The 12,719-nt window shown below is 75.2% G+C and carries 14 protein-coding genes; 7 read left to right on the top strand and 7 right to left on the bottom strand.

The window, feature by feature from the left end:
* Positions 1-154: 154 nt before the first annotated feature.
* Positions 155-298 (bottom strand): BBE domain-containing protein, encoded by a 144-nt coding sequence (locus ACGF7U_RS06575; RefSeq protein WP_393104149.1) that lies wholly within the window; start codon positions 296-298, stop codon positions 155-157.
* A gap of 164 nt (positions 299-462) precedes the next feature.
* Positions 463-828, bottom strand: a complete 366-nt coding sequence (locus tag ACGF7U_RS06570; protein ID WP_393103629.1) for a YciI family protein — start codon at positions 826-828, stop codon at positions 463-465.
* A gap of 409 nt (positions 829-1,237) precedes the next feature.
* Here ACGF7U_RS06570 and ACGF7U_RS06565 point away from each other — a divergent pair, with 409 nt between their 5' ends.
* From ACGF7U_RS06565 to ACGF7U_RS06550, 4 genes are all read left to right on the top strand, one after another.
* Complete coding sequence (locus ACGF7U_RS06565; protein ID WP_393103627.1) at positions 1,238-2,110, top strand: aldo/keto reductase; 873 nt, start codon at positions 1,238-1,240, stop codon at positions 2,108-2,110.
* 218 nt (positions 2,111-2,328) lie between these two features.
* Positions 2,329-3,681 (top strand): pentapeptide repeat-containing protein, encoded by a 1,353-nt coding sequence (locus ACGF7U_RS06560; RefSeq protein ID WP_393103625.1) that lies wholly within the window; start codon positions 2,329-2,331, stop codon positions 3,679-3,681.
* Positions 3,682-3,712: 31 nt separating this feature from the next.
* Positions 3,713-4,201, top strand: coding sequence for an isochorismatase family protein (locus tag ACGF7U_RS06555; RefSeq protein ID WP_393103623.1), 489 nt, complete (start codon positions 3,713-3,715; stop codon positions 4,199-4,201).
* 18 nt (positions 4,202-4,219) lie between these two features.
* Complete coding sequence (locus tag ACGF7U_RS06550) at positions 4,220-4,648, top strand: nitroreductase family deazaflavin-dependent oxidoreductase (RefSeq protein WP_393103621.1); 429 nt, start codon at positions 4,220-4,222, stop codon at positions 4,646-4,648.
* A gap of 92 nt (positions 4,649-4,740) precedes the next feature.
* Here the strand turns inward: ACGF7U_RS06550 and ACGF7U_RS06545 are convergent, their stop codons facing one another.
* Both ACGF7U_RS06545 and ACGF7U_RS06540 read right to left on the bottom strand, forming a co-directional pair.
* Complete coding sequence (locus ACGF7U_RS06545) at positions 4,741-4,935, bottom strand: DUF397 domain-containing protein (RefSeq protein WP_393103619.1); 195 nt, start codon at positions 4,933-4,935, stop codon at positions 4,741-4,743.
* Entirely contained in the window at positions 4,923-5,669 is a 747-nt protein-coding gene (locus ACGF7U_RS06540) for a Scr1 family TA system antitoxin-like transcriptional regulator (protein ID WP_393103617.1), read from the bottom strand. Before ACGF7U_RS06540 ends, ACGF7U_RS06545 begins: the two co-directional genes overlap by 13 nt.
* Positions 5,670-5,879: 210 nt before the next feature.
* Here ACGF7U_RS06540 and ACGF7U_RS06535 point away from each other — a divergent pair, with 210 nt between their 5' ends.
* Together ACGF7U_RS06535 and ACGF7U_RS06530 are read left to right on the top strand one after the other, a co-directional pair.
* Positions 5,880-6,194, top strand: coding sequence for a hypothetical protein (locus ACGF7U_RS06535; protein WP_393103615.1), 315 nt, complete (start codon positions 5,880-5,882; stop codon positions 6,192-6,194).
* A 116-nt stretch (positions 6,195-6,310) separates the two neighbouring features.
* On the top strand, positions 6,311-6,469 hold the full coding sequence (locus tag ACGF7U_RS06530; protein ID WP_393103613.1) for a hypothetical protein: 159 nt from the start codon (positions 6,311-6,313) through the stop codon (positions 6,467-6,469).
* 20 nt (positions 6,470-6,489) lie between these two features.
* Here ACGF7U_RS06530 and ACGF7U_RS06525 read toward each other — a convergent pair whose 3' ends face one another.
* The 3 genes from ACGF7U_RS06525 to ACGF7U_RS06515 all read right to left on the bottom strand — a co-directional run bounded on the left by ACGF7U_RS06525 (position 6,490) and on the right by ACGF7U_RS06515 (position 10,899).
* Positions 6,490-7,353, bottom strand: a complete 864-nt coding sequence (locus ACGF7U_RS06525) for a hypothetical protein (protein WP_393103611.1) — start codon at positions 7,351-7,353, stop codon at positions 6,490-6,492.
* Between the two features lie 4 nt (positions 7,354-7,357).
* Complete coding sequence (locus ACGF7U_RS06520) at positions 7,358-9,946, bottom strand: FtsK/SpoIIIE domain-containing protein (RefSeq protein WP_393103609.1); 2,589 nt, start codon at positions 9,944-9,946, stop codon at positions 7,358-7,360.
* Positions 9,947-10,098: 152 nt separating this feature from the next.
* Positions 10,099-10,899, bottom strand: a complete 801-nt coding sequence (locus ACGF7U_RS06515; protein WP_393103607.1) for an SGNH/GDSL hydrolase family protein — start codon at positions 10,897-10,899, stop codon at positions 10,099-10,101.
* 197 nt (positions 10,900-11,096) lie between these two features.
* On the opposite strand from ACGF7U_RS06515, the gene ACGF7U_RS06510 reads away from it, so the two are divergent.
* Positions 11,097-12,644, top strand: coding sequence for a M1 family metallopeptidase (locus ACGF7U_RS06510; protein WP_393103605.1), 1,548 nt, complete (start codon positions 11,097-11,099; stop codon positions 12,642-12,644).
* Positions 12,645-12,719: the final 75 nt, after the last annotated feature.

The raw sequence follows: 12,719 nt of genomic DNA, 5'->3' as shown, positions 1-12,719 counted from the left end.
TTGCGGGCTGCGGAACATTGTCCAACGACGCGCGTCGTGCGCGCAGCCGGCGGGCGGAACCCACGCCGGAACGTTGAGGCGGCGGGCATCGGCGACCGCGCGCCGGAATCGTACGCCCCCGGCGCGACCGGGCACCCGGGTGCTCCCCGCCGCCTCACCTTGCCCCGGGCGGCGGCGGCAGCGTGGGCACGGCCGAGAAGACGCCACGCGGGTCGTAGCGGCGCTTAGCCCGGCGCAGCCGGTCCCAGTTGTCGCCGTACGCGAGCCGGACCCGGTCGGTCTCGGTCGGGGCGAGCAGGTTGGGATAGCCGCCGGGCAGCGCGTGCGGGGCGAGCGCGGGGCAGGTCCGCTCCGCCCACTCCCGGTGCGGCCCGGTCAGCGCGACCCGGCTCCACGCCCGGCCGGTGGTCCTGGCGCGGGCCCCGGCCGGCGGGACCTGGCTCCGCGCCCGGCCGGCGGGGCCTAGCTCTGCGCCTTGACCAGCGGGAACTCCAGCGAGCCCGCCGGGCAGAGGAACGTCATCACGTCCACCCGGTAGAGCCCGGCCTGCACCGCCGGGTCGGCCTCCATCACGCTGCGCACGTCGTCCACGGACCCGGTCCGGGCCAGCCCGAAGCCGATCGGCGGGTCCGGCTCGCGGGCCGGGCCGTCCACCGAGCCGGCGACCAGGATGATCCCGCGCCGTTGCAGGGCCTGCATGTGGGCGAGGTGCTCGGCCTGCAACCGCTGCACCGTCTCCGCCGGCAGCGCCCGCCCGGCCGCGCCGGGATACAGCACGATGCACTCGTACGTGTCGAGCGCGAAGTCGACCTGCGGCACTCCCGTCATGGGCGCTCCCTCCCGCGTCGCGCCGCGCGGCGACCCGTGGTCGACGCCGACCGGCACGGGCCCAGCGTCGCACGTGCCGGCGGCCGGCACGGGCGCTCCGGTCAACTCGGTCCGCGCCCGCGCCCGGTTGCCGCCCGGCTGCGCCGTTTCGCCCGGGCTCGCGCCCGGCCCCGCCCGACCGTGGGGTCCGTCCCCACGCGTCGGCGCCGGGCGGAGACGCCCACCTCGACCACGCACGCGTCGGCGCCGGGCGGGGACGCCCGCCTCGGCCACGTGCCGGTCTGCCGGCGGTGATCCCCGTCTCGATCCACCCCCGGGCGGTGGTCCGGGGTGGCGATCGGCGGGAAAGCCGACGCGGTGGTGGCTACGGTGGCCGCTGAAGACGATCGACAGGATGGGGAATCCACACATGGCGAGCGATGCCGGCAAGCAGCCCGCGAAGGACTCGGGGACGTACCGGATCGGCGGTGACCTCCAGGTCGACCGCCTCGGCTACGGGGCGATGCAGATCACCGGCCCCGGGGTGTGGGGCGACCCGAAGGATCCGGCCGAGGCGGTCCGGGTGCTGCGTCGGGCGTACGAGCTGGGCGTGACGTTCATCGACACCGCGGACTCGTACGGGCCCTTCGTCAGCGAGCTGCTGATCCGGGAGGCACTGCACCCGTACGCCGACGACCTGGTCATCGCGACCAAGGCCGGCCTCACCCGGTCGGGTCCCGGCGACTGGCGGCCGGTCGGTCGCCCGGAATACCTGCGCCAGCAGTGCGAGCTGAGCCTGCGGCACCTCGGCCTGGACTGCATCCCGCTCTACCAGCTGCACCGGATCGATCCGCAGGTGCCGCTGGCCGACCAGCTCGGCGAGCTGGCGCTGCTCAAGCAGGAGGGGAAGATCCGGCACATCGGCCTGTCCGAGGTGACCGTCGAGGAGATCGAGGCGGCCCGGAAGATCACCCCGATCGTGTCGGTGCAGAACCTGTACAACCTGGCGGACCGCAGCGCGGAGGCCGTCCTCGACCACTGCGAGCGCAACGACCTCGCGTTCATTCCGTGGTTCCCGATCGCCACCGGCAACCTGGCCCGGCCCGGCGGCCCGCTGGACGCGATCAGCACGGAGCACGGCGCGACGCCCGCGCAGCTCGCCCTCGCGTGGCTGCTGCGCCGGTCGCCGGTCATGCTCCCCATCCCGGGCACGTCGTCGGTCGCGCACCTGGAGGAGAACGTGGCCGCCGCCGAGGTGCGGCTCACCGACGACGAGTACGAGGCCCTCGCCGGGGCCGCCTGACGCGGCGCGGGGGCGGACGGCGCGCACCGCCCGCCCCGCGGCGGCCCGCTACAGCGCGAGGCGGTTCGGGCGGATCGGCGTCGTGCAGCGCCTGCCGGACCACCGTGTCGCGCCCGGTCGACGCCGGCGCGGCCGTCGCCCGGCCACCGGCGTCGCGGGCCGGGCGTCGGTCCAACAGGGACGGCGCGCGGCCCGACGCCGGTGGCATGCTGGTGCCCGTGCGCCAGACACCGCCCCCCGAGAAGCCGTTGCGGGTGATGCCGTGGTGGCTCGTGCTCGTCGGGTTGCTGGCCGCCGCGCTGCTGGGCTGGCTGGTCCTGGACTGGCTGCTCGGCGAGGCCGACCGGGCCGCCCAGCCGGACACCCGTGCCACGCTGCGCATCGACGCCATCCGCACCGGGCTCACCGTGGTGGCCGGCACCGGCGGCGGGCTGGCGCTGCTGCTCGCCGCCCGTCGACAGTGGGTCAGCGAGCGCGCCCAACGGCACCAGGAGGCCGTCGCCGCGCAGGACCAGGCGCACCGGGACCGGGTGCAGGCCCACGCGGAGGCGGTCGCCGAGGCCGGGCAGCGGCACCAGGACCGGCAGGCCGAGGCCGCCGAACACGACGCCGCCGAGCGCCGGCTCACCGAGCTCTACACCCGCGCGGTCGAGCTGCTCGGCAACGACAACGCGGCGGTGCGCCTGGGCGGCCTGCACGCCCTGGAGCGGCTCGGGCAGGACAATCCCGCGCAGCGGCCGACGATCGTGGCGGTGCTCTGCGCGTACCTGCGGATCCCCGCGCCCGACGACGACGCGGGCGAGGCGGAGGTGCGCCGCACCGCGCAGCGGGTGCTCACCCGGCACCTGCGCGCGGACGACGACGCCTTCTGGCCCGGGGTCACGCTGGACCTGACCGGCGCGCGGCTCGACGGCTTCGACGCCGCCGGCTGCACGCTGGTCGACGCGGACCTCAGCGGCGCGGTCTGCGCCGGCACCACCAGCCTCGCCGGCGCGACCGTGCGCGGCCGGCTGTCCCTCGGCGCGGCCTTCACGGACCTGGTCTGCGACGACCTGCGGGGCGAGGCCGAGATCGTCCTCGACGGCGCCCGGATCGGCGGCCGCCTCAGCTTCGACCGCGCCGAGATCGGCGGCGGTCTGTCGTGCCGGCGCGCCACCGTCGCGCGGGCATCCTTCCGGGGCGCCACGGCCCGGCGGACGGCGAGCTTCGACGGGACCCGCTTCACCGACAGCGCGACGTTCCGCGAGGCCGTCTTCCTCAGCGGGCTCTCGATGGACCACGCCAGGTTCGGCGGCTACGCCGGGTTCCGGCAGGCCCGCTTCGCCGACCTGGCCCTGTTCCGGTGGACCGAGTTCGGCGGGGAGACGTGGTTCGAGCGGGCCCGCTTCGAGGGACCGGCGAACTTCGGCCGGGCCCGCTTTCACGACGCGGTGACCTTCGACGGCGCCACGTTCGCCCGTCCGCCCCTGGTCGACCAGGCGCGGGCGGCGGCGGCCGGCCCGCACGTCTGGCCCGAGGGCACGGCCGTCGCGCGGCTCGACGACGACTGGCTGCTGCTCACCGACCCCTGATCCGCACCGCCGGTCCTTTATGATCATCCGCATGACGACGGCCCTCGTACTCATCGACCTGATGCCCCGCATCATTGCCATGGAGCTGGCTCCGCACCGCGGCGAGGAGGTCCTCGAACGCTGCCGCCGGCTCGCCGCCGTGTTCCGTGCCCAGGGCCGGCCGGTGGCCCAGGTCCGCGTCGACCGGCCCGGGGTGGCCGAGCAGCCCCCGGGCAGCGACTTCGCCGAGGGGCTGGTCGAGCCGGGCGACATCGTGGTCGTCAAGCACACCGTCGGCGCGTTCCACGACACCGACCTGCACGAGCAGCTGCGCCGGCGCGGGGTGGACACCCTGGTCCTGGCCGGGCTGGTGACCACGATGGGCGTGGAGTCGACGGCCCGCGCGGCCAGCGACCACGGCTACGAGCTGGAGTTCGTGGCCGACGCGATGTCCGCCTTCGCCGCCGACGAGCACGAGTTCACCGTCGAGCGGATCTTCCCCCGCTTCGGCGCCGTCCGGCACACCGACGACTACCGCTGAGGCGGCTACGCTGCTCCGATGGCGGAGACCATCGAGGACAGTCCGGTCGGCTGGGTGGCCAGCCACGTGAGGCGTTACCTGGCCACCGACGGCGCCGACGGCGGGAAGTACCACGGCTACGACGCCCTGCTGATCACCACCCGGGGGCGCCGGACGGGCACGCTGCGGCGGACCGCGCTCATCTACGGCCGCGACGGCGACCGCTACCTGCTGGTGGCATCCAACGGCGGCGCGGCGCGGCACCCGGCCTGGTATCTCAACCTGTGCGCCGACCCGCAGGTGGAGGTGCAGGTCGGGGCCGAGAGGTTCCGGGCCACGGCGCGGACGGCAACCGTCGAGGAGCGACCCCGGCTGTGGCAGGTGATGACGAAGGTCTTCCCGACCTACGCCCGCTACCAGCAGGAGACCGACCGGGAGATCCCCGTCGTGATCGTTGAGCACACCTGATCGCCGCCCGACGGGGCGGGCAGTGGAGCGGCGAGCGGGCGCTCAGGAGCGGTCGGCAGCCGGGTTGTCAGGTGCGGTCGGTGAGCGGGTCGTCAGGTGCGGTCGCTGATTTCGGCGACGAAGGCCCGCCAGGCGGTCGGGGTGAAGAGCAGCGCGGGGCCGGCCGGGTCCTTCGAATCCCGTACGCCGACGACGCCGGGCAGGTTGTCGGCCACCTCGACACAGTCACCACCGTTGGAACTGCTACGGGTGCTCTTGCGCCAGACGGCGCCGGTCAGGTCAGCCATGATCGTGCCTCAAGAAAGTCGATGGTCTGGCGACGCGGAAGTGCTAACGAACGCAGCGTATCCCAGATGGACCAAAGCTCGCCGGTGTCGTTGGTCAGCCTTCCCGCCGCCTGATCATCGAGGTAGGCGACATCGCCATCGTCTGTGGTGGCGATGACGAACGGTCCCGCCTGCCCTGCGTGCAGGCCGGCGTCCAGTGGCAGCACGTGCAGGAGGATGTTGGGCCGCTGAGCCATGTCGACGAGGTGGTCCAGCTGGGGATGCATGATCTCCGGCGCTCCTCGGCGAAGGGCGAACTCGTCGACAACGGCGATGAAGAGCGGCGGCTTGCGCCGGTCGAGGACTGCCTTCTGCCGGCGCAGTCGGGTCTCGACGTAGTCGGTCACCTCGTCCGGCCCGAGTAGCCCGCTGTTGAGAACCGCTGACGCGTACTCGGGTGTCTGCAACAGGCCCGGGATGACCGCGATCTGAAAAGACCGCAGCGCTGTCGCCTGAAGCTCCGTCTCCACCCATGGCCGCAGCCACGCCGGCTCACGGCGCTTCAAAACGTCCGGCCAAAGGTCCCCGACCTCACGCCCGAGAGCAGAAGCAGCAGCCGCGCGGTGACGTGGGTGAGGCACTCGTCCCCGCGTGACCCAGCGCGCAACCGTCTTTGGATCCACGCCGACCTGCTCGGCAAGGCTCTCGGCGGTCTCGCCGGCATCGGCCATGGCCACCCTCAAAGCCTGGTTCATGCCCGCCTCCCACAAGACGTCCTCAACGTCTATGGAACTTATATCTACGCGGTGTAGTCGTCTACCTCCACTGGGCGATGGTTTCGGCGGGCAGCCAAAGACCAGCAGACAGCCAGGCGGTCGCCACTTGCTTTACACCGATGAGTCGACGGAAGGAGGCCGACCGTGCCCGTGCCGAGGCCCGCGAATGCTGTACCGACGTCGCGCTGGGTGACACGTCCCACCGCCGCGACGCCCAGCACCCGCGAGGACGGGACGCCCCGGGTCAACCCTGGCGTCTACCTGCTGACGCGCGAGGCGTCGCCGCAGTTCGCCACGCCGATCACGGTGCGGGTGATCCGCGAGCGGACCGACCTGGTCACCTACCACGGCTGGACGTGGATCGAGGCGTACCAGCTCGACGCGCGCGGCGAGGCAATCGACCGCCGCGAGTTGTACGTGCGACCCGACGGGATGCGTCCCACTCAGACGCCGTTGGCCGAGCGCCGCACTCCGGCCAGGCGAAACGCGAGGGCCAGCCGGTGAGGACGACTCTCCGCGACCACGTACCGTCCCGCCCGACGTGGCGCTGCCGGGCCTGCGGGATCGCCTGGCCCTGTTCCCCGGCGAAGCTGCATCTCCTCGCGAAGTACCGGGGTGACATGCCCGGGCTCCTGGTCCACCTCGTGACGCTGCGCGAGGAAGCCGCCGAGCAGCTCGCCCAGCAGAACCGCGGCGAACGGGCAACGGACCTGCACAGGCGCTTCACGGACTGGGTGCCGGTCCACATTAGAAAGAGCGACGGGACGGTCCACTGCTGAACCGATCCTGCCTCGCGCAGTCAGCGCAGGAGGCGGAACAGCAGCAGGTAGGCCACGTAGGCGACCGGCACGGCGACGAAGCAGATCAGGAAGCCCAGGTGCACGTACCGGGGTGGGGTGCCGGCGACGACGGCCGGCCGCCCCCACCGGCCGAGCACCAGGTAGCCGGCGAAGAACGACAGCGCGGGCAGGCCGGCGCAGATCCACGCGGCCAGCGTGAAGCCGTCCACCAGGCCGACGCCGGAGGCGAGCACCATGACCACCATCAACACCGCCGCCGCGGCGGCGCAGGCGGCGTAGACGGCGAGCGCCCGGGCCACCGGCGACCAGGTCGGCAGCAGCGCGGGCTGTCGCGCCAGCACCTCCGCCTGCTGGCCGTGCCGGTCGGACTCGTCGGCGTAGCGCCGGGCCAACTCCAGCTCGGTGGTCGGGTCGGCCTCCGCCGGGCGCGGTCCCGGCACCCCGCCCGCCGCCGGCGCAGCGCCCGTCGGCAGCGCCAGCCTCGTCTCGCCCACTCCGACCTGGGGGTACGCCTCGACCCCCGGCCGCCCCGGCGCGCCGGCTGCGCCGGCGGACTCCCCCGCCCCCGGTCCCGCGCCGCCGACCGGGGCGGGCGGCCCGGCGGGCGGCGCGGCGACGGGCCCGGGGGGTGCGGCGGGCGGGTTGCCCGGTGCGGGGGTGGGCGCCCCGGCGGCGGGGATGCCGATGGCCTGTCCGAGCTGGTCGAGGCGCTGCCCCTGGGCGGTCAAGCGGTGCTGGAGGTAGTCCACGGCGGCGTGCAGGTCGCGCCGGCGCTCGGCCTCTTCGGCGGCGCCGCGCTCGCCGGCACGCCGCCGCTCGGCGAGCTGGCGGGCCAGCGCCGCGTACTCGGAGAAGTCGGACACCGCCTCAGTCCTCCCCGTCGGGGCCGTGCCCGTCGCGGGCGAACGGGACGATCAGCCGGGTGCGTTGGTCGTGCCGGTCGACCAGCAGCGCCCGGTCGGGCCGGGGCGCGTACGCGAGGTCGTGCACCCCGAGGTGCAGCCCCAGCTCGGCGCCGGGCACGTTCAGCGCGACCAGGCAGGCGACGTCGTCGCGGTTGTGCGCGCCGCCGAGGTCGTCGGCGAGCCGGCGCAGCCCGCGCCACCAGCCGAGCAGGTGCACGCCGTGCGCGGGGCCCTGGCGCAGCAGCACCCCCAGGTCGTCGTGGCCGGAGCGGAACGTCTCCGGGTCGGCGGTGGCGAGCGCCGCGCTGGCGGCGTCCATCCCGAAAACGACGAGGTAGCTACGCCCGGCGCCCGGCACGCCACCTCCCGACGACCGGGCCGAGCCGGCGGGGCCGGAGGGGGGCGACAGCCCGGCGGCGAGGGTGGCGACGTGCCGGCGCAGGCCGGCGGCGTCGAGGCGGTCCACCGGGTGGCCGGCGGCGGTCAGCGTGGCGACGGTGTCGTCGGCGGCGGGCTCGGCGGCGGCGACCAGCGGGGCGAGCAGGAAGCGGGCGTCGCCCGGCGTGTGCTGGCGGGCGAGGCTGAGGGTGGCCGCCCGCAGCACCTCGGCGCCGGTGGCCGAGGTGCCCACCACGGCGAGGTGCCGGCCCGGGGTGGCGTCCATCATGAACAGCGCGGAGGTGCCGTCCACGTCGACCGTCCGCCCGACCAGGGCGAGCGGGCGGCGCCCGCCCGGGCGCAACCCGGCGAACGTGGGGTCGTCCTCGACGCGCGCGGTCGCGTAGCCCTTGAACACCGACGGGGGGCGCGTGCCCGCCGGCCGCGCCTGCCACAGCTCGTGGCGCAGCGCGGCCAACTCCCGGGCGGCGGCGTGCGCGTCGGGGAAGCGGACGACCGTGTCGGCGCCGACCGCGCCGGCGGCGGTGTTGAGCACGGCTGAGCCGACCGGCAGAGTGTGGGCGGCCTCGTTCAGCGCGTCCAGCACCCCGCCCCCGCCGGGCAGCGCCACCCGGAGCGCGAACTGACCGAAGATCGCCTCGGCCCGGCCGTAGAGCGCCTCCACGCCGGTCATGCTCTGGCTGGCCAGGACGAGGTGTACGCCGTACGAGCGGCCCTTGCGGGCCAGCTCCTCCAGCAGGTCGACGGACTCGCGGGCCAACGCGTCGTTGCCGGCGAGCAGCACGTGGAACTCGTCGATCACCGCCACGACCCGGGGCACCGGGGTGTCGCGGGGCAGGTCGGCGAGCTTGGTGACGCCGTGCCGCTTGAGCGTGGTGGCCCGCCGGGACAGCTCGCGGCGCAGCTCGCGCAGCACGGCGACGCCGTACTCCCGGTCGGACTCGATGCCGACGGCGCGGGCGTGCGGCAGCCAGGACGGGTCGCGGGGGGTGGGGACGAACTCGGTGAAGCTCACCCCCTCCTTGAAGTCGAGCAGGTAGAGCTGGAGCTCGGCCGGCGAGTAGCGGGCGGCCAGCCCGTAGAGGACGTCGAGCAGGAAGACCGTCTTGCCGGCGCCGGTGCGCCCGCCGACGAGCCAGTGCGGGGTGGCGTCGTCGAAGGCGACGGTGATCCGGTCCCGACCGGCGCGGCCGACCACGGTGCGCAGCCCGTTGCCCGCCGACTCCGCCCAGCGCCGCTCGGGCAGCAGCTCGGCGAAGCCCACCGCGTCGCCCCGCCGGGCGGCCGCGCCGAGGTGGGCGGCGAGGGCCGCCACCGACGCGGCCGGCGGGTCGCCGTCGAGCAGCACGGGGGCCGCCAGGCCGGTGCCGTCGGCGCTGAACGGGGCGGCGGGCGGGTCGCCGACGTGGGCGTACCGCTCGGTCAGCCGGATCGTGGTGGTGGCGCCGAGCTGCGGCGGCGGGTCCGCCGACGCCGCGGCGGGACGGCCGGCGAGCAGGACGCAGACGGCGGCGGCCGGGCCGGCGTGGGTGAGCGCGGCGAGCCGGGCCGCCTCGCGGGGCGGCGGCGCCGACGCGGCGACGACCAGCAGCAGCTCCTGGTCGGGGCGGTCGGCGTGCCGGGCGGTGCGGGCGTGCCGCTCAGCGGCGTCGAGCAGGGCGGCCACCTCGGCCTCGCCGGTGGCCGGCGGGTCGAGCACGCCGGCGTCGACCAGCGGGCGCAGCGGCCCGAAGGTGGCGCCCAGCGCGGCGGTGTCGAGCCCGGCGACCCGGACCCCGCCGGGCGGCGCGGTGGCGAGCAGCCGCAGCACGAGCGCCCGCAGCAGGCCGGCCACCCGGGGGTCGCGGGCGTCCGCGTCGACCGCGAGGTGGTGGCCGCCGCCCAGCGGCACGAGGACGGGAAAGGCGCCGTCGGGGGTGGACGCCTCGCCGACGCGCACCGGAACGGGCGCGACGGCGACCGGGGTCGCCCCGGGGGTCGGGGTGGCGAGCGCGCCGCCGAGCGCCGCGAGCCGGGCGACCACCTCGCCCGCGCCGAGCGGGGCGGCCGGAGCGGCGTGCCCGGCGAGCGCCCGGCGGGCGGCGTCCAGGTGGGAGCGGGCCGCCCGGTGCGCCGCGACCGCCTGCCCGTACGCCGACGCGAGCCTGCCCACCCTCTGCTCCCGTCGCCGTCGCCCGCCTGGTCCTCATGGACCCTAACGGACACCGAGGACACCCGGACAGTGGCGAGGCGGGCGCGTCGGGCCCGGACGCCGGCGGGCGGACGGTCCGGTTCGGACCACCCGCCCGCCGTGGGCTGCCATGCTCAGCCGGTGACCGCGTTCAGGGCGGGCAGGTAGCCGAGGCGGTAGCCGTCGGCGTCCGGGTGGTACGCCTCGATGACGCCGCTGACGTCGCGGATCCAGGGGTCGGCGGCGCAGACCCCGTGCCCGGCGAAGTACGGCCGGGTGTCGGCGAAGGTGGCGCCGGCCGCGGCGGCCCGGCCGGCGATGACCGTGGCGAGCACGTCGGCGGCCTCGTTGAGGATCGTCCGCTTGTAGGTGCTCATGGCGAGCAGCCCGCAGTAGTTGGTCTCGAACAGCCGCGGGTAGCCGAGCACGATCAGCCGGGCGTCGGGGGCCCGGTCGCGGATGGCGGCGTAGGTGGCGTCCAGCCGGCCGGGCAGCGTCGTGGTGGCGAACGCCTTGGCCTCGTTCACGGCGTTGGTGCAGGCCGAGGTGCTGCCGAAGCGGCAGCTCGTGATCACGTCGGCGAAGCCGGCGTCGTTGCCGCCGATGGTGATGGTGACCAGGGTGGTGCTGGTGCTCAGGGCGGCGACCTGCTCGTTGATGACGTCGGCGGTGACCGCGCCGCCGCAGGCGGGGAACTTGAAGCTGGTGACCGCGTTGGCGGCGGCCCAGAGCGGGGCGTACGACTTCTGGCTGCGCAGGCAGGTGGACAGGTCGTACGGGCCGGCGCCGACGCCGGAGGAGTAGGAGTCGCCGAGGGCGACGTAGTTGACGGTGGCAGCGGCCTGCGCGGCGCCGGGGGCGAGCACCACGCCGAGGGCGGCGGTGAGCAGGGCGACCAGCGCGGCGAGGGCACGCGCCAGCGGGCGGTGGGGCATGAGGGACCTCCACGGGACGAGGTGGTGGGGCCCGGTGACCGCGCGCGTGGCCAGGGACGGGGCTAGTTACCAGGCGGTAATGCTATCGAAACATTCGGATCAATGGAATGGCCGGCGATCGCCGACGGGGGTCAACGGGTTCACAAACGTCGATTAGGTTGGCCGGTGCGTACACCCCGACGGAGGGAGTCCACCCCGTGCGACGCGTTCTCACGGCGGCCATCGCCGCCCTGACCGTCACCACCGCCGGCGGCCTGGTCGCCGGCGCCCCCGGCCACGCCGCCCCACCGGGCTGGGGGCGGCCCGTCGTTCCCGCCGCCGCACCGCAACCCGGCGGCCCCGGACTCGGCGACAGCTACTTCCCCGACTACGGCAACGGCGGCTACGACGTCGCCCACTACGACGTCCGGCTGCGCTACGACCCGGACACCGACCGGCTCACCGGCACCACCACCATCCTGGCCCGGGCCACCCGGGACCTGTCCCGGTTCAACCTGGACTTCCTGCTCGATGTCGAGTCGGTGCGGGTCAACGGCTGGCAGGCCGCGACCACCCGCGAGGGCGCGCACGAGCTCGCGGTCGCCCCGCGCCGCCCGATCACCGCCGGCCAGCAGCTCACCGTGGTCGTGCGCTACTCGGGCGTGCCGTCGGAGACCCTGGTCGGCGGCTACACCGGCTGGACCCGCACCGCCGACGGCGCGATGGCGGTCAACGAGCCGGAGTCGGCCTGGTGGTGGTTCCCGAGCAACGACCACCCGCTGGACAAGGCCACCTACGACATCTCCGTGTCGGTGCCCACCGGCGTCGAGGTGGTCAGCAACGGCGTCCAGCCGCGCGCGCCGCTGCCCGAGGCCGGCAACCGCATCCGGTGGAGCTGGCGGACCACCTCACCGACCGCCACCTACCTGGCCTTCCTCGCCATCGGCCAGTATGACCTCGTCACCGACACCGCGCCCAACGGCCAGCCCGTGGTCAACGCCTACAGCACCACCCTCGGCGAGCTCGGGCCGGCCGCGCGGGCCAGCATCGAGCGCACCGCCGAAATCGTCGAGTGGGGCAGCGGGCTCTTCGGGCCGTACCCCTTCGAGGCACAGGGCGGCGTGGCCGGGCCGGTCGACGGCATCGGCTTCGCGCTGGAGACGCAGACCCGCTCGGTGTACGGGCCGGGCTTCTGGCGGCGGGGCGCCAACACCTACGTGGTAGTGCACGAGAACGCCCACCAGTGGTTCGGCGACTCGGTCTCCGTGGCCGACTGGAGCGACATCTGGCTCAACGAGGGCTTCGCGTCCTACGCGGAGTGGCTCTGGTCGGAGGAGCAGGGCGAGGGCACCGCGCAGGAGCTGTTCGACTTCACGTACGCCAGCTACCCGGCCGACGACGAGTTCTGGCAGGTGCCGCCGGGCGAGCCGGGCCCGGGCCGGATCTTCGACGACGCGGTCTACGACCGGGGCGCCATGGCCCTGCACCAGCTCCGCCTGGCGGTGGGCGACGACGCGTTCTTCCGGATCCTGCCGGCCTGGACGGCCGCGCACCGGCACGGCAACGCCACGATCGCCCAGTTCCAGGACCTCGCCGAACGGATCTCCGGGCTGGACCTGGACGACCTCTTCACGACCTGGCTGCTCACACCCGGCCGCCCGGACCTGGCCAGTGCCGCCCGCCGGGCCGAGCCGCCGGCAGCGCCGCCCGCCGAGCCGAGGTCGTGGGTGAAGATTCGCGAGGCACACGCGCTGCTGGGCCGCTGAACGCCGGCCCGCCCGCGGCCGACACCGACCCGCCCGCGCGTCCCGCCCAGGCGCGCGGGCGTCGCGGGCGAGACG

Origin of the sequence: Micromonospora sp. NPDC047670, assembly GCF_043204915.1 — a bacterium.
In the GTDB taxonomy this organism is placed as follows: Bacteria; Actinomycetota; Actinomycetes; order Mycobacteriales; family Micromonosporaceae; genus Micromonospora.
Note: the sequence above shows the minus strand (reverse complement) of the source record. Positions and strands in the feature narration are given on the sequence as shown.